We start from the raw sequence: 15,331 nt of genomic DNA on the forward strand, positions 1-15,331 counted from the left end.
CGACAACGCGCCCGCACCGGGCCGTCGTCGGCCATCCCGCCGCGGCCTGAGAGAATAGCCGGGTGTCACATTCAGATTTCAGCTTCACCGTCGGCTCCCGGCTGAACGAAACCGCCGCAGCCACGGACTCCTCAGGGAAAGAGTTCCTGGGCCGCACCGGAACCATCGCCACCCCGCACGGAGAGATCCAAACCCCGGCCTTCATCGCCGTCGGCACCAAGGCTACGGTCAAGGCCGTATTGCCTGAATCGATGGCGGGGTTGGGCGCTCAGGCTTTGCTCTCCAACGCCTATCACCTCTATCTTCAGCCCGGACCGGAGATCGTGGATGCGGCCGGTGGGCTGAGCCAGTTTATGAACTGGCGCGGCCCTACCTTCACCGATTCCGGCGGCTTCCAGGTGATGAGCCTGGGTTCCGGGTTCAAAAAGGTGATCAATATGGACGCGGTGGATAATTCCGGCGCGGATGACCGGGTGGCGGCTGGGCGCGAGCGGCTGGCTCATATCGATGACGACGGGGTCTGGTTCAAATCCCATCTGGATGGCTCGCGGCATCGCTTTACCCCCGAGGTTTCGATGCAGGTTCAGCATCAGCTGGGCGCGGACATCATGTTTGCCTTCGACGAACTGACCACCCTGCACAACTCGCGCGGTTACCAGGAGAACGCCTTGGAGCGCACCCGGCTCTGGGCCGAACGCTGCATTACCGAACATGAAAAACTCACCGTAGAGCGGGCCGAGAAACCGTATCAGGCTCTTTTTGGGGTAATTCAGGGTGCCCAGTATGAGGATCTGCGGCGCAAGGCTTGCCGCGATCTGGGGGCTATGGATTTCGACGGATTCGGCCTCGGCGGGGCCTTGGAGAAGGAGAATCTGGGCACCATTGTGCGTTGGTGCTGTGAAGAGTTGCCGGAGGATAAGCCTAAGCATCTGCTCGGCATTTCCGAGCCCGATGACATTTTCGTGGCCATCGAAAATGGGGCGGACACCTTCGACTGCGTCTCCCCCACTCGGGTGGCCAGAAATTCGGCTTTCTACACCCCGTATGGACGGAAGAACCTTTCCAACGCGAAGTACAAGCGCGACTTCGGCCCACTCATGGAGGGTTGCGACTGTTATGCCTGCGCCAATTACAGCCGGGCCTATATTCATCATCTGTTCAAGGCCAAGGAGATGGTCTCCGCGACGCTCATCTCCATCCACAATGAACGTTTCGTGGTCAAAATGGTTGATGACGCCCGGAAAGCCATCGACGACGGCAGCTTTTTCGACTTCAAGGCCGAGACCCTAGGCAACTACTACACCCCCTAGCCCCACCACCTGCCCCCCTCCTTAACCCACTACCCCTAGTCCGCTACCCCTGGTCCGCTACCCAGCTATCCCACTGGATGTGACAGAAGTGACGGATGTGCAAGTTTTTTCGGCACATCTGCATCATTGGTCACACCCACTGGGACAGCTGGGTTGGATTTTGGGGGTGGGGTTGTTGGTAGGTTGACCTTATGAGCTTCACGGCACCGTCGAACTTCAGCACCCGACCCACCCTGCAGGGCACCTTTGGAATGAGCGCCAGCACTCATTGGCTGGCGACGGCGACCGCCCAGTCCGTCTTGGAGCGCGGCGGGAACGCCTTCGATGCGGCCACCGCCGCAGCCTTCGTATTGCATGTGGTTGAACCGCATTTGAATGGCCCGGGCGGTGACCTAGTCGGCATCTTCGCAACCGCCGAGGATCCCACACCGCAGGTATTGATGGGCCAAGGCCCCGCTCCGGCCGCGGCGAGCCGCGAACACTATCTGGCCGAAGGGCTGGAGCTAGTTCCCGGCTCCGGTGCGCTAGCCGCTGCGGTGCCGGGCGCCGTCGACGCCTGGCTCCTGTTGCTCAGGGACCACGGCAGTTGGTCGCTTCCTGAAATTCTGGACTACGCGATTGATTACGCTCGGAATGGGCATCCGGTAGCGGTCGGCGTCTGCCGAACCATCGAAACCGTCCAGCAGCTATTTATTGAGCATTGGCCCACCTCGGCTGAACAGTGGCTACCGGACGGCAAGGTGCCGCAGCCCGGCGAACTGATCCGCAATGAAGCTTGGGCGCGAACCCTGCAACAACTGACCGCTGCCGCTTCGGAAAACGAGCGGGAAGCGGGGATCGACACTGCTCGAATGCTCTGGCGAAGCGAAATTGGCAGAGCAGTTGCCGAGTTCGCCGCCCAGCCGCATCGGCACTCCTCCGGCAGCGACCACGCTGGGGTGATAACCGCAGCGGACTTCCAAGCCTTTGAGGCAAGCTACGAAAAAGCGGTAAGCATCGAATTCCGCGGCCACACCATCGCTAAAGCCGGCCCCTGGAGTCAAGGGCCCGCTCTGTTACAGACACTGCGGATTCTGGACGGTTTCGAGGCAGTCGAAATAGATCCCTCCACCGCAGGCGGAGCACACAATATCCTGGAAGCGCAGAAGCTGGCCTATGCGGATCGTGAGGCTTACTATGGCGACTCGGATAATATTCCGATTGAGGAACTTATCTCAGCCAATTATGCAGACCAGCGACGCACACTGATCACAGAGACCGCCTCGGAGGAGTTTCGGCCCGGCCAGCTGGAAGGCCTCACACCTTTCACCCCGCCCTTGCGTGTTGAATATGCCTCTTCCGGCATGGGAGACACCAGCTCCGGGGTAGGTGAGCCCACCGTTCGTCCGACCGGAGAAACCCGGGGCGATACCTGTCACCTCGATGTGATCGACCGTTGGGGCAACATCATCTCGGCCACGCCCTCGGGAGGCTGGCTGCAAAGTTCGCCTTATATCCCGGAGGTCGGCTTTTGCCTGGGGACCCGTTTACAGATGAACTGGTTGGAGGCAGACTCCCCGGCAACGCTAACCCCCGGTAAACGACCGCGCACCACTCTCACTCCGACCCTGGTGCTCAAGGACGGCAAGCCGATAACCGCCCTAGGATCTCCTGGCGGGGATCAGCAGGACCAATGGCAACTGCTCTACCTGCTCCGCACCTTGGTGGGTGGTTACCAGCCGCAGCAGGCCATCGATGCGCCCGCATTACACACCACCTCAATTCCCGGTTCTTTCTGGCCGCGAACCTGGGAACCCGCAGGCGCGGTGCTTGAGGACAGACTCGGTACTGAGGTGATCGAGGAGTTGGAGCGTCGCGGCCACCGAATCAACCGCTCGGGAGGCTGGTCACTGGGCCGGCTTTCCGCCGTCGGAATCAATCCAGATACCGGGGTGTTCTACGCAGCGGCGAACCCTCGCGGCATGCAGGGCTACGCCTCAGGACGCTAGGAACCCAGGAACAGGAAGGCCGCGATGAACACCGCCGAACTATTGACCGATGCTTTCAACCGGATCGACGAAGAGGTCCGAGACGTGCTGAATGGCCTGGCTACTCAGACCATGAACACCCAACCTGCGGCGGAGCGCCGGGAGCGTTCCAACTCAATTAGCTGGCTAATCTGGCACCTGAGCAGGGTTCAGGACGATCATCTGGCTGGCGTGGTGGGCACTGAGCAGCTCTGGACTCAAGGAGGCTTCGCCGAACGCGCCGGGCTACCGCTCTCCCCTCGCGATACCGGCTACGGACATAACCCGGATGAGGCGGCATCTGTGGTCTTTGAAGGACCGCAGTTACTCGCCAAATATCACGCTGCAGTACACGAGATGACCCTCGATTTCATCAAGAATTTGAGCGATCAGGACCTGGACCGAGTGGTAGATCAGCGCTGGAATCCTCCGGTAACTCTGGGTGTCCGGCTAGTCAGCGTGCTCTCCGATTGCTCGCAGCACGTCGGCCAGGCAGCCTATGCCAAGGGCATGCTGAGCAGCTAGCTCGCGATGCTGGGCGTGGCCTCGGCAGCTTCGATTCCGTAGCTGGGCTCGCGCTTCTTGATCCAGGCGATCACTACGGCGGTGACCGGAACGAGTAGGTATTGCACGGCCACCTTGTAGACGAAGCCGAAAAACACGTAGTTAGCCCAGCCACCGACGCCGGTGATCCCAATAATCGGGGCAGCCACCGTGCAAAAGATCAGCGTATCAACGAGTTCCCCGGCACCGGAGGAACCCAGCAGACGCGCCCAGAGCCGTCGCTCGCCCTGCCGGGCCTTGAGTCGCGACATAATGAACGAGTTGACTAGCTGCCCGGACACGAAGGCAACGAGTGAGCCCGCTACAAGGATCGGCGTCGGGCCGAGTACGTTCTCCAGGGCAGCCTGCCGATCCTGGCCGGAGCCGTCGTTGAAGCCCGGCAGGATGATGATGATCCAATAACACAACGTGGAGAAAAGAGAGAGCGCGAAGCAGGTAAATACCGCGCGACGGGCTACTTTAAAGCCATAGACTTCGCTGATCACATCGCCCAGGATGTAGGCAAAGGGAAACAGGAAGAAGGCACCGTCGGTGAGGATCGGGCCAAATTGCACGCCCTTGACCGCGCCGATTCCGGAGAGCACCACGATCACCGCCATCACGGCCATCAGAATGCCAAAATAGCGGCTACCCAGGGAAGCGTAGCGGGCGGGTGCGGTGGGGTTCATCGAGGGTCCTCTTGCTAGTACGTCAGGGAGACCCGTCTGCACCCAGGCCGCGCACTATTCTACTCATATCGGCTACCGTTTCCCCTTTTTGCGCGCCTAAGAACGGGTGCATAAAGGGGAAACGGTAGCGTTTTTGCGGCGTTGCGGCGTTGCGGCGTCGCGACGTCACGAGCTACGGAGCTACCCCGGTGGCCAGCACCTTGCCGCGGAAGAACTCGGGCTTGCGCAGGAACATCACCAGCATCAACACCGCGCCGAGCAGAATGACGCCGATCCCCAGGATGAAGACCAGGCCAAGCCCGCCGATCTCAGAACCCGAGCCATAGGCCGGATCCATCGAGTCAATCGCGGTCTTGACGAACATCACCAGCAGAATCACGCCGCCCAGCAGCGGGAAGAGGAAGGTGAAGAAAAATCCGCGGACCGAATCAAACCAGCGCTTGCGGAAATACCAAACGCAGGCCAGCGAGGTGATGCCGTAGTAAAAGCAGATCATCATACCGAGGGCGGTAATGGTGTCCCAGAGCGCGTTTTCCGAAATGATCCGAGTGACGGCGTAGAACACCGCAGCGGCAATGGCCGAGACGATAGTAGCCACCGAGGGGGATTTGTAGGTTGGACTGATCTTGCCCAACGATTTCGGCAGCGCTTGATAGTGCCCCATCGCCAGCAGGGTACGACCCGGCGAAACGAAAGTGGACTGCAAGGACGCTGCCGAGCTAGAAAGAATCGCCAAGGACATCAGAATCGCGAACGGACCCATTACCGGACCCGCCAGTACGGCGAAGATACTCGCCTGATTATCCGGGTTCCCCGCCCCCAGCCCGGTATCACCGATACCGGCAAAGGAGAGCGTAGCTAGCGCAACCACGAGGTAGATCACCACGATGATAATCACGGTAAGGGTCGCCGCACGTCCTGGGGTTTTCTTCGGGTTCTTGGTCTCTTCATTCATGGTCAGGGTGACGTCCCAGCCCCAGTAGATGAAGATCGAGAGCGAAACCCCGGCCGCAAACTCAGAGAAGGAGTTGACCGCAAAGGGGTTGAACCAGTCCGGGCTAATTGCGGTGGCGTCGAAAGCGGTCCCGGAGGAGACATGAATAAATGCCGAAATAGCGAACCACCCCAGCACCAGCAACTGGAAAGCTACCAGCACGTACTGGAAACTTTTGGTGGTCTCCATCCCTCGATAGGAAATCCAGCAGGCCAGCGCGATGAAGACGAAAGTGGTGGCGATATTGAGCGGCAACACCTTGCTCAATTCCCCCAGCTCCGGATTAGAGAAAATCTGCGCCAGCATGAGATAGAAGAAGTCGACGGCGACGGCGGCCAGATTGGAGAGCACAATAATGGTCGCCGCGATCAGGCCCCAGCCTCCCATCCAACCAATCCAAGGGCCGAAAGCTCGGCTAGCCCAGGTGAAAGAGGTACCGGAATCCGGCATCGCGTTATTGAGTTCCCGGTAGCCGAAGGCCACCAGCAACATGGGAATGAATCCGACCAGGAAGATCGCCGGTAAATGCACTCCAACCACCGAAACGGTCGGCCCCAAGGCCGCCGTCAGGGTGTAGGCGGGGGCAATACAGGAAATCCCGATGACCACCGCACCGAGCAGGCCCACCGAGCCGGCTTTCAAACCTTTTTCGCTCAGACCGCTCGGCTCATCCGCTGTGCCCTGGGCTGAAGACGCCTTCGTCTCGCTCATATCACCCTCTAGTTGATTCTGATGGATTCTGACCACGCGGAAGCACGATCATGGGTACCGGCAGCGCACGTAGAATGCTTTGCGCCGTGCCACCCAGGAACAGCGAATGCGCTCGAGCCAATCGGCTAGAGCCGATCAGCAAGACTTCCCCGGGCTGCCAGTCCAGGGTGTCCACTGCTTGTTCGATGCTGCGGCCCTGTGCCACCTCGATGACCACCTGCAGAGCCGAAGAGTCCGAGCGGGAGGCTAGTTCGCCGTCGAGCTTGTCTTGCAGGTAGGCCCGGGCCGCTGACTGGACATTGCTCGCCGAACTTTCGGCAGGGTCCTGATCGAGAGCCAAAAGCGAGATTAGCCGCAACGGTAGCGCCCGCCTGGCCGCGGTATCGAGGGCCAGGCTCAGCACCTCGTTGGCACCAGGCCTGGTGCCAACTCCACAGCTGAGCCGGGTGATCGGGTCGAGGTTCTGGTAACCACCGGGGGCCAGGGCCACCGGAACACTCGCCGAGTGCAGCAGCGCACTTACCGTGCTGCCCACCGTGAAACGCTTGAACAGCCCCTGATTAGCGGCTCCCACCACCAACAGAGCAGCCTGAAACTCTTCGACAGCGGCATTCAACGCCTCGGGTTCAGATTCTGCGGCGCGCAGGTGACCGCGAGCCACAATATCTGCCGGAACAGACTTCAAGGCTTCATCCAGCCAGGATTGAGCCTGTTTTTCCAGGGTCGCATCAAAGCCGGAGCTGGGTGGGTAGGCAGCGTTGAAGGGCGATTCCTCCGGAAGCACCAGAACCAGGTCTAGTTCAGCATCCTGCCGCCTGGCCAAGGCGATGGCCAAGCTGAGTGCCTCGCGACCGCGCAGATTGGCGGAATAGCCGACGACGTAACGCATCTCAGTTGCGAACTTTGAGTTTGGCGGCAATCACCGCGGCGGTAGCTTGCCCCATCCGGACCGCTCCGTCCACATGCTGGTAACCCTCGGCTGCCAGGTCCGATGAGGACCAATGGATTGGCCCCACCGGGGTGCGCTGATCCGCGCCGTAGCGGTGCAGACCACCCAGGTCGTAACTCGCGGCATAGGCTCCGCGGGTCCATTCCTCGGAGCCCCAATCGGATTCGTAGTACACCTCTGGGTTCGCCGCCTGCGGTCCAAGGTAGCTGGCCAGGGATTCGAGGATTGCGGCCTTACGCTCTTGCGCGCTGAGCGCGAATACCATGTCGGCCTTCTCGTCGGAGACGAAACCGACCAAGGTGCCACGAGCGTCCTGGTAATTGGTGTTGTCGTACACTTCCTGCACGATCTCCGCCGCGCCGAAGCCGGTCCCGGAGAGGCCATCTTCGCGCCAGAAGGGGGTCTTGTAGACGGCATGCACTTTGATCACTAGGCCAAGCGATTGGTGCTGATGCATCTGATGCTGGCGGCGTGGCAGCGGCGGATCGAAGGAGACCCGGGAGTACAGATTCGGCGGAACCGCCATCACTACCTTGCGCCCGGTGACCGATACGCCGTCGGCCTCGACCAGCACCGAATCCTCGCTCCAGCGAATGGTGCGCACCGGCGCGTTCAGCAGCACATCGTCGCCCAGTTCGGCCGCCATCTTTTCTGAAACCTGCTGCATGCCACCGATTACCCGCTTATCCAGGATAAATCCGTCATCAACCAGATTGCTGAAGGACCCGGCGGAGGCTGCCATCAGCACGGCCTGCAGAACGGAAAAGGCGTGCGCGGGTTTAGTCAGCATGCCACCGGCAATGAACAGGCCGATGTTATTGCAGGCTTCCTCGTCATCGGACTGCTGGCGGAGCCAGTGGTGGAAGGAGATGGTGTCCAGCTCTCGCGCCAGCGGATGTGCCCAAGGTTCTTCCGCGCCGATCTGCGCGGCCAGCTCGTCCAGGATCACGGTGAGCCGTTCCATCTCGGCCACCGTGTGTTCGGAGGCTGGGAACATCTCGCCGGTGTAGCGGGTGCGCTTCCCGTCCGGAGCGAGGTAGACGGACTCGCCTTCGCGGTAACGGCTGAAGGTGTCCAGGCCGAGTTCTTCGAGTAGGCCGATCAGTCCGGTCTGGTCGGGGGAAACCCACTGACCACCGATTTCCAAGACCGCACCGTCAATGGTGTTGGTCCAGGTGCGGCCGCCGACCCGGTCCCGAGCTTCGAGCACCGCAACGCTTAGGCCGGCTTTTTTCAATTGCCGAGCCGCGCTTAGACCGGACGGTCCAGCGCCGACGATGATGACATCTCTTGTCAGTGTGCTCATGGCTACCCTTCAGGTATGCAGAAGATGTGAGAAGACTCATAAAATGAATCTGATTCATTTGTTCCGAATCCTACGTGACCGAACAGCAAAGGACAAGGGGTAATTTTTCGATGCAATAATCGATTACCGAGCATCGCCGTGAAGGGAAGAAAATGACGGAATCGGCCGCAGGGCTGGAGGAACTGCCCAAACGGCGTGTGGGAAGACCGGTCAAAGCAGTCCTCGAACGAGGACGAATCACCCAGGCAGCGCTCAAGCTGGTACGCCAAGAGGGGTACCAGGGACTGACCATGTCCGCGCTTGCCCGACGCCTAAATGTTGCCCCCTCCGCGCTCTACAACCATGTGCGCTCCAAACAGGATCTGCTCATTCTGGTCCAGGACCACCTAATGTCCCTGGTTGATGTGAGCAGTTTCGAAAGCGAGCCCTGGGACGTTTCGGTCCGCAACTGGGCACATTCCTACCGGGATGTCTTCGCCCATCACACTCCATTGATCCCGCTGATCGCCATCCAACCGATCACCGACTCCCCGCAGACCTTGCGAATCTATGAGGCGGTGGCCGCCGGCTTCCGCCGGGCAGCCTGGCCGGAAGCGGAAGTGGTGAACGCCGTCGTCGCACTGGAGTCCTTCATTTATGGCTCAGCCTTCGATGTGACAGCTCCAGAGAATATCTTCGACTGCGGGCACCTGGCGCCACAGGCCCCTTCCTTTGCCGAAGCGGTCTCCGCACGGGAGAAAATCTATGGCCGCTACTCCGCGAATCCAGCTTTTGAGCTTGGACTCGAAGCAATGATTTTAGGCCTCAAATCACGCAGCGAACGCCCCTAAGGCGAGGCTTCCCGGCAAATCTCTCCCTTCCTTTTAGACAACCTTCTAGACAACTGTCCAAGGTCGGATGACGGAGGGTTCCACCGCGTTGTACGATCTGAGCATCTACTCGTTTACCGGAGGTATTCATTATGACCGCACGTCTTAACCCCTACCTAAGCTTCAAGGACACCGCCAAGCCTGCCATGGAGTTCTACCAGTCCGTTTTTGGCGGCGAATTGACCTCCAGCACCTTCAGTGATTTCCAGGCTCCCGTCGAGGCTTCCGAGGCCGACCTCGTGATGCACTCGCAGCTGGAAACCTCCAGCGGATTCACCCTGATGGCCTCGGACACCCCCGCGCACATGGGCGAATTCAAGACCGGCAATAACTTCTCGGTTTCGCTCAGCAGCCCCAGCGAGGACGAAGCCGAGCTGCGTGGCTACTGGGAGAAGCTTTCCGACGGTGCCGCCGTGTCCATGCCCCTGGAGGCAGCACCCTGGGGCGACACCTTCGGGATGCTCACCGATAAGTTCGGCATTGCCTGGGTAGTCAACATCACTGGCGCACAGCAGTAATCTGCCTGAATCCAGGCTCCGGTCGGGGTTGCTTCTAAGAGTCATTGGACTCTTAGAAGCAACCCCGACCGCTTTTAAGAGGGTCTTGGAAGGTGCGCTAGGGTGGTAATAACCACGTGACACGGGGTGCCCCTTGGGCTGAGAAAACACCCGTCGAACCTGATCTAGTTAGCACTAGCGAAGGGATGTCGCGCATGACGCGCACGCCAGAAGACCTTATTTCTTTTACTCAACAAGCACTACGGGAACTCCGCAGCCGCACCCCGCTTGTCCAATGCATCACCAACAGCGTGGTGGTGAATTTCACCGCCAATGTGCTGTTGGCCCTCGGCGCAGCCCCCGCCATGGTGGACATCCCCGGAGAGGCTGGGCCCTTCACCCAGATCACCTCCGGGTTACTGATCAACCTCGGAACTCCGAATAGCGAACACCGCCAAGCGATGCTCGAAGCGGCAACGGCGGCCTCCGGCACCACGCCCTGGGTGCTAGACCCGGTTGCGATCGGCTCACTGCCGATCCGCACCCCCTTAGCTAAAAAATTACGGGATCTCGGTCCGACAATAATCCGGGGCAATGCCTCTGAAATCATGGCCCTCTCCGGTGAGGGCTCCGGTGGCCGTGGCGTCGATTCTGCTGACCAGGTGGATTCCGCTCTGCCCGCCGCACTGTCCCTTACCGCGAACGCACAGGTGGTAGCCATTTCCGGAGCGGTCGACGTCGTGATGGACCGCCACGAGCAAGTGCGGATAGCCAATGGCACGGTTCTTCTCACCCAAGTCACCGGTGGTGGTTGCGCGCTAGGTGCCGTGATGGCAGCCTTCGCCTCGCTCGGTGCCGATCAACTAGCGAATACCGTGGCTGCGGTCACCGTATATACAGTGGCGGCCGAGCTGGCGGCCGAGCGCAGCGCCGGGCCAGGAAGTTTCGCGGTGGCCTTTCTGGATGCGCTGCACCACCTCGATGCGGAAACACTTGGCAGCAGAGCCCACATCTGCGTAGAACAGGTGAGTCGATGAGCCCGGACCTGTCCCTTTATCTAGTCACCGACTCGGCCTTGGCTGCCCAAGCGGGACACCAGCTCACCGATGTGGTTCAACAAGCGGTCGCCGGTGGCGTAAGCACGGTGCAGATCCGCGAGAAAAACGCCTCGGCAAAAGAATTCCTGCTCACGGTGCAGCAGATCTCGGCCGTGCTACCGGTATCGGTGACCTTGCTGGTCAACGACCGGATCGACGTTTTCCTGGCTGCACGTGACTCAGGCACCAAGCTGGATGGGGTACATATCGGCCAATCCGACCTACCGGTCGAGGCGGTGCGCAAGCTGATCGGCCAGGACGCCCTGCTGGGCCTGAGCGCCGCCACCCCGGAGCAATTGGAACGCGCGGCCAACAGTCCGGCCCGCATCGATTACCTGGGCATCGGCGCACTGAACCCAACCAAGACCAAGGACGATGCCCCACCCGCACTCGGCTTGGACGGATTCCGTGAGTTGCTCCGGCACTGCACGCTGCCCGCCGTCGCGATTGGTGGAATCGGCGTGGCCGACCTGCCCGGTCTGCGGGTGGCTGGGGCGGCCGGAGCCGCCGTCGTCTCGGCGATCTGCTCGGCCGAAGATCCCCGACGTGCCGCCCAGGCGCTTTCCCTCGCCTGGCAGGAGGCGCTATGAGCATCCCCCGGGTACTGAGTATTGCGGGCACCGATCCGAGCGGCGGCGCCGGAATCCAAGCCGATCTGAAGAGCATTGCGGCCAATGGTGGCTATGGGATGGCAGTGGTCACCGCCTTGGTGGCACAAAATACCAAGGGTGTGCGGTCGGTTCATCTGCCACCGGTGACCTTCCTAGCCGAGCAGCTCGCCGCGGTGAGCGACGACGTAGAAATAGACGCGGTCAAAATTGGCATGTTGGGCAGCGCTCAAGTCATCGATACGGTGATCCAGTGGTTGGATCGGGTGCGCCCAGCCATTGTCGTGCTGGATCCGGTGATGGTGGCGACCAGTGGCGACCGGTTACTCGATCCGGATGCCGAGCAGGCGCTTCGCGACTTAATCAGCCGGGCACAACTAGTGACCCCCAACCTGCCCGAGCTGGCCATCCTAACCGAAGAACCACCCGCGCAAAGCTGGGCCGAAGCGCTGCGTCAGGCCGAACGGGTGGCAAACCGTTTCTCCCTACTGGTGCTTGCCAAGGGTGGCCATCTGGAGGGCGAATTGGCTCCGGATGCCCTCTTGGGCGGCGGCCGGGTATTGGAGTTCCCGGCTCGCCGGATCATCACCAATAACACCCACGGAACCGGCTGTTCACTCTCCTCCGCGCTAGCCACTCGCCGTGCCCTCGGCGAGGACTGGCCGCTCGCCGTCGAACATTCCAAGCGTTGGCTAACCGAGAGCATTCAGCACGGAGCCGCGCTCGACGTCGGCCAGGGACACGGCCCGATCAGCCACTTTGCCGGGCTCTGGGCACGCGGCGGAACTGAGACCAGCCCCTCCCCGGAGCAGCTTCGCGAGGATTGGTGGCAGCAGATTGCCGGAATTCGCGCCGAAACTGATGCCCTAGCTTTCGTCCGGCAACTCGGCGATGGCTCGTTGAGTCGTGAGGACTTCCTTTGGTACCTGGCCCAGGACGCACTCTATCTACGTGATTATGCTCGAGCGCTGGCATTGGCTAGTCAATTGGCACCCAGCCCCGAGGAGCAAGCGTTCTGGGCCGCGAGCGCCGCCGGAGCCATTGAGGCGGAGTTAGTTTTGCATCAGAGCTGGATTCCCGCTGGCACCATGTTTCAGACCGAAGCAAGCCGCAGCACGACTGAATACTTGAATCATTTGCACGCTGCCGGGGAGAGTTACTCTGTTTTGGTTGCTGCCCTGCTGCCCTGTTTCTGGCTCTATCAGGACATCGGAACCCGTCTCCAGCAGGGATCTCATCCCGAGCATCCCTATCGGAGTTGGCTGGAGACTTATGCCGATCCGGAGTTCGCTGAGGCCAGTGAGCAAGCCATTGGGATTGTCACTAGGACGGCCGCGGCGGCCAACGCCTCCGAGCGACTAAGGATGCTGGGCGCCTTCCAACGCTCGGCGGAACACGAGAGAGCGTTCTTCGCTGCACCGACTCTGCGAAAGGATGCTGCGGGCGGAAAAAGATTCTGCTTCGAACCAAGACAAAAGCTATGAATCTGCTATAGAATTTCTGTGAGCGCAATCACTTGTTGATGGGGGACACATCAACAAGAGAGGCAATAATGCGTAAGACTGCCAAAGCAACGATGCTCGGAATGGCCCTCCTCGGCTTGCTCTTCGCCGGAGGCGCCACTGCCAACTCCGCCCCGGTCAGCGGCGGCGGCTCGACCACGAAAATCATCGGCGGAACTACCGCCAGCATCAGCGACTTTGCACCTATCGTTGCCGTCAACACTTCCAGCGGCGGAAATTGGTGCGGCGGCACCCTGGTCGCCCCAACCAAGGTACTAACCGCCGCACACTGCGTCTCCGGAAAGTCCCCGAGCTATTTCAAAGTCAACGGCGGTAGTGCAAATCGCACCGGCGGTCCGAAGACCTCTTCGGTCAGCAGCATTTGGTCCAATCCGGGCTATGCCAGCACTGGGAAGGGCGACTACGCCATCCTGACCCTGAGCACCGCCTTCAGCGGACCGGTAGCAACCCTGGAGACCAATCCTGCCGTCTATGCGGCGGGTACAAATTCCACCGTGCTCGGCTGGGGTGACACCACCGGCAATGGCACCTACCAGAACGTCCTGCGCAAGGTCACCGTGCCGATCAGCAGCAATTCAAGCTGCTCCTCCGCCTATGGCTCCAACTTCGATGCTAATTCGATGGTCTGCGCTGGTCTCGCCCAGGGCGGTAAGGATTCCTGCCAGGGTGATTCCGGTGGCCCGCTGATTATTAATGGTCGCCTGGTCGGCATCGTTTCCTGGGGCAATGGCTGCGCGCTTGCCGGCTATCCGGGCGTGTACACCCGAGTGACCACCTATGCGGCCGATATTAAGTCGCGGATCTAACTCCACCGACAGGCCCACGGTAGGGCTCCACTAAGCTCTGAAACACGGGCGGCTTCCAGCTTCGGCTAGAAGCCGCCCGTGCCATTGACGTGAGGTAGGTACCCACCGAGGTCGTGCCCGAAAAGCCCGAATCCTTGCAGTCATCGCCGCGTAGACCGAGTCGTCGATTATGCTCGGGACAGCGCTTCGGACAAGGAGGATTCCCCGTGGAACCGGTCAATATACGGCGACCTCCGGTAAACCGGCGACGCCAGGAAAGGTCTAATCGGTGTTTACCCTCGGCATTGAGATCGACGAAGCACTGCTGGCGCATCAAGTTAGCTGGTTCGCCCCAGCGCGGCAGCCGTTCCTGGTCTCTATGGACCAAGCGGAAGCCATCGGCGTAGAACAGTTGGCGGGCGAACTTCCCGCGGAGGTCCGGGACACTTTCGAGATCTACCAGGTTCCCGTGGGCTTTGTCTGCATCCTTCTGGGCGAGGAAGAGTTCAACGGACTGAGTCGCACCACCAGATCCAAGCTAATAAGAGGCCAGATTCACTTGGAGCGTGGGCTGACGCCCACCGTTCGGAGCTCTCCGCACGATATTCGATCAGAAGCTACCCAACAAGGCGACGGACACCGTTTTGTCTGGTGGCAATCCTTATTGAAAGGGCATGAGGAGCCTGTACTCGATGCATACCTCCGGGATGGACGGCGTCCCAGTAGGCACTCGGAAGTCCCGGAACGGCTTTGGGAAGCGGCCCAGGCCGTGTTACCGCAAGCTCGGAGTTTGGCTGGAACCTTCCCCCTGCTGAGCGGACCGAATTGCTTTGCAACCGTGATGGCGGCAGCCGGAGTGCCCGGGGCAGCGGAAGTATGGATGCTACAACAGCCCTTTGAGGACTGGCTACAAGAATTCACGGTTCCCGGAGGGGCCGATGAGGTTCCGGGCACCGTGCTGGTCTGGCGTTCACCCGAGGGGCTGGTACAGCACGCTGCCATCACCATCGGGGGTGGATACGCCCTGCATAAGCCCTCGCAGGGATGGATGAGTCCCCGGAAGGTTCTCACCGTCCCGGAGGTCATTGCCAGCTCCCGGCAACCGGGGCGCCGATTGGCACGCTACCGGCTATCCACTCGCTGAGCGGCAAAGGCTCCGGCTAGCGAAGGGAGCTGAGAAGGAAAGCGGCCAAAGAAAAGAGCCCCGGTCCGTAGACCGGGGCTCTAACTGTGCGCGAGGGGGGATTTGAACCCCCACACCCTTTCGGATACTGGCACCTGAAGCCAGCGCGTCTGCCGTTCCGCCACTCGCGCAAAGTGTCAATCCCGATCTGTGAAGTCTGAAACAACCTCAACCGGAATCACAGCGAAAATAAGCATAGCCGAAAATTGTCCAATACGCCTAAACGGGCGGCCAGCTACCCCCAGGAAATCGCTGATTTGC

At 60.6% G+C, this 15,331-nt stretch carries 14 protein-coding genes, 1 tRNA gene and 1 riboswitch; of the genes, 10 read left to right on the forward strand and 5 right to left on the reverse strand.

Going from position 1 to position 15,331, the window contains the following annotated elements; genetic code table 11:
- Positions 1–62: 62 nt before the first annotated feature.
- From tgt to FHU41_RS10315, 3 genes are all read left to right on the forward strand, one after another.
- The gene (gene tgt, locus FHU41_RS10305) at positions 63–1,310 is read left to right on the forward strand and encodes a tRNA guanosine(34) transglycosylase Tgt (protein ID WP_179389580.1); all 1,248 of its coding nucleotides are present in this window, start codon (positions 63–65) and stop codon (positions 1,308–1,310) included.
- Between the two features lie 191 nt (positions 1,311–1,501).
- The gene (locus FHU41_RS10310) at positions 1,502–3,298 is read left to right on the forward strand and encodes a gamma-glutamyltransferase family protein (RefSeq protein ID WP_179389581.1); all 1,797 of its coding nucleotides are present in this window, start codon (positions 1,502–1,504) and stop codon (positions 3,296–3,298) included.
- 24 nt (positions 3,299–3,322) lie between these two features.
- Complete coding sequence (locus tag FHU41_RS10315; protein ID WP_179389582.1) at positions 3,323–3,841, forward strand: mycothiol transferase; 519 nt, start codon at positions 3,323–3,325, stop codon at positions 3,839–3,841.
- Here the strand turns inward: FHU41_RS10315 and FHU41_RS10320 are convergent.
- The 4 genes from FHU41_RS10320 to FHU41_RS10335 all read right to left on the reverse strand — a co-directional run bounded on the left by FHU41_RS10320 (position 3,838) and on the right by FHU41_RS10335 (position 8,508).
- Positions 3,838–4,548: a queuosine precursor transporter gene (locus tag FHU41_RS10320; RefSeq protein WP_179389583.1), complete on the reverse strand. Its 711-nt coding sequence runs from the start codon at positions 4,546–4,548 to the stop codon at positions 3,838–3,840. The genes FHU41_RS10315 and FHU41_RS10320 overlap by 4 nt on opposite strands.
- 172 nt (positions 4,549–4,720) lie before the next feature.
- On the reverse strand, positions 4,721–6,253 hold the full coding sequence (locus FHU41_RS10325) for an APC family permease (RefSeq protein WP_179389584.1): 1,533 nt from the start codon (positions 6,251–6,253) through the stop codon (positions 4,721–4,723).
- Between the two features lies 1 nt (position 6,254).
- Positions 6,255–7,142 carry a universal stress protein gene (locus tag FHU41_RS10330; protein ID WP_179389585.1) on the reverse strand — a complete coding sequence of 296 codons (888 nt, stop codon included), beginning with the start codon at positions 7,140–7,142 and terminating at the stop codon, positions 6,255–6,257.
- 1 nt (position 7,143) lies between these two features.
- Positions 7,144–8,508, reverse strand: a complete 1,365-nt coding sequence (locus tag FHU41_RS10335; protein ID WP_179389586.1) for a flavin monoamine oxidase family protein — start codon at positions 8,506–8,508, stop codon at positions 7,144–7,146.
- Positions 8,509–8,660: 152 nt separating this feature from the next.
- On the opposite strand from FHU41_RS10335, the gene FHU41_RS10340 reads away from it, so the two are divergent.
- The 7 genes from FHU41_RS10340 (at position 8,661) to FHU41_RS10370 (ending at position 15,031) form a co-directional block, all read left to right on the forward strand.
- Positions 8,661–9,338 carry a TetR/AcrR family transcriptional regulator gene (locus FHU41_RS10340; RefSeq protein WP_179389587.1) on the forward strand — a complete coding sequence of 226 codons (678 nt, stop codon included), beginning with the start codon at positions 8,661–8,663 and terminating at the stop codon, positions 9,336–9,338.
- Between the two features lie 131 nt (positions 9,339–9,469).
- Positions 9,470–9,895, forward strand: a complete 426-nt coding sequence (locus tag FHU41_RS10345; protein WP_179389588.1) for a VOC family protein — start codon at positions 9,470–9,472, stop codon at positions 9,893–9,895.
- A 112-nt stretch (positions 9,896–10,007) separates the two neighbouring features.
- A riboswitch (TPP riboswitch) is annotated at positions 10,008–10,098 on the forward strand.
- Complete coding sequence (gene thiM, locus FHU41_RS10350; protein ID WP_179389589.1) at positions 10,090–10,911, forward strand: hydroxyethylthiazole kinase; 822 nt, start codon at positions 10,090–10,092, stop codon at positions 10,909–10,911. (Overlaps the previous riboswitch by 9 nt.)
- Positions 10,908–11,561, forward strand: a complete 654-nt coding sequence (gene thiE, locus FHU41_RS15150) for a thiamine phosphate synthase (protein WP_179389590.1) — start codon at positions 10,908–10,910, stop codon at positions 11,559–11,561. The genes thiM and thiE overlap by 4 nt, the downstream gene beginning before the upstream one ends.
- A complete protein-coding gene (locus tag FHU41_RS10360) occupies positions 11,558–13,063 on the forward strand; it encodes a bifunctional hydroxymethylpyrimidine kinase/phosphomethylpyrimidine kinase (RefSeq protein WP_179389591.1) in 1,506 nt (501 codons plus the stop codon). Before thiE ends, FHU41_RS10360 begins: the two co-directional genes overlap by 4 nt.
- Before the next feature lie 68 nt (positions 13,064–13,131).
- Complete coding sequence (locus tag FHU41_RS10365; protein ID WP_179389592.1) at positions 13,132–13,908, forward strand: S1 family peptidase; 777 nt, start codon at positions 13,132–13,134, stop codon at positions 13,906–13,908.
- Between the two features lie 268 nt (positions 13,909–14,176).
- Positions 14,177–15,031 (forward strand): hypothetical protein, encoded by an 855-nt coding sequence (locus FHU41_RS10370; RefSeq protein WP_179389593.1) that lies wholly within the window; start codon positions 14,177–14,179, stop codon positions 15,029–15,031.
- 87 nt (positions 15,032–15,118) lie between these two features.
- On the opposite strand, the gene FHU41_RS10375 is transcribed toward FHU41_RS10370, so the two are convergent.
- A tRNA-Leu gene (locus tag FHU41_RS10375) sits at positions 15,119–15,201 on the reverse strand.
- Positions 15,202–15,331 lie beyond the last annotated feature (130 nt).

The organism is Psychromicrobium silvestre, from assembly GCF_013408295.1.
Lineage (GTDB): Bacteria > Actinomycetota > Actinomycetes > Actinomycetales > Micrococcaceae > Renibacterium > Renibacterium silvestre.

Coding starts and splice junctions, on each gene's coding strand:
- FHU41_RS10310 (WP_179389581.1), top strand. CDS start 1,502: ATGAGCTTCACGGCACCGTCGAACTTCAGCACCCGACCCACCCTGCAG.
- FHU41_RS10315 (WP_179389582.1), top strand. CDS start 3,323: ATGAACACCGCCGAACTATTGACCGATGCTTTCAACCGGATCGACGAA.
- FHU41_RS10320 (WP_179389583.1), bottom strand. CDS start 4,548: ATGAACCCCACCGCACCCGCCCGCTACGCTTCCCTGGGTAGCCGCTAT.
- FHU41_RS10325 (WP_179389584.1), bottom strand. CDS start 6,253: ATGAGCGAGACGAAGGCGTCTTCAGCCCAGGGCACAGCGGATGAGCCG.
- FHU41_RS10330 (WP_179389585.1), bottom strand. CDS start 7,142: ATGCGTTACGTCGTCGGCTATTCCGCCAATCTGCGCGGTCGCGAGGCA.
- FHU41_RS10335 (WP_179389586.1), bottom strand. CDS start 8,508: ATGAGCACACTGACAAGAGATGTCATCATCGTCGGCGCTGGACCGTCC.
- FHU41_RS10340 (WP_179389587.1), top strand. CDS start 8,661: ATGACGGAATCGGCCGCAGGGCTGGAGGAACTGCCCAAACGGCGTGTG.
- FHU41_RS10345 (WP_179389588.1), top strand. CDS start 9,470: ATGACCGCACGTCTTAACCCCTACCTAAGCTTCAAGGACACCGCCAAG.
- thiM (WP_179389589.1), top strand. CDS start 10,090: ATGACGCGCACGCCAGAAGACCTTATTTCTTTTACTCAACAAGCACTA.
- thiE (WP_179389590.1), top strand. CDS start 10,908: ATGAGCCCGGACCTGTCCCTTTATCTAGTCACCGACTCGGCCTTGGCT.
- FHU41_RS10360 (WP_179389591.1), top strand. CDS start 11,558: ATGAGCATCCCCCGGGTACTGAGTATTGCGGGCACCGATCCGAGCGGC.
- FHU41_RS10365 (WP_179389592.1), top strand. CDS start 13,132: ATGCGTAAGACTGCCAAAGCAACGATGCTCGGAATGGCCCTCCTCGGC.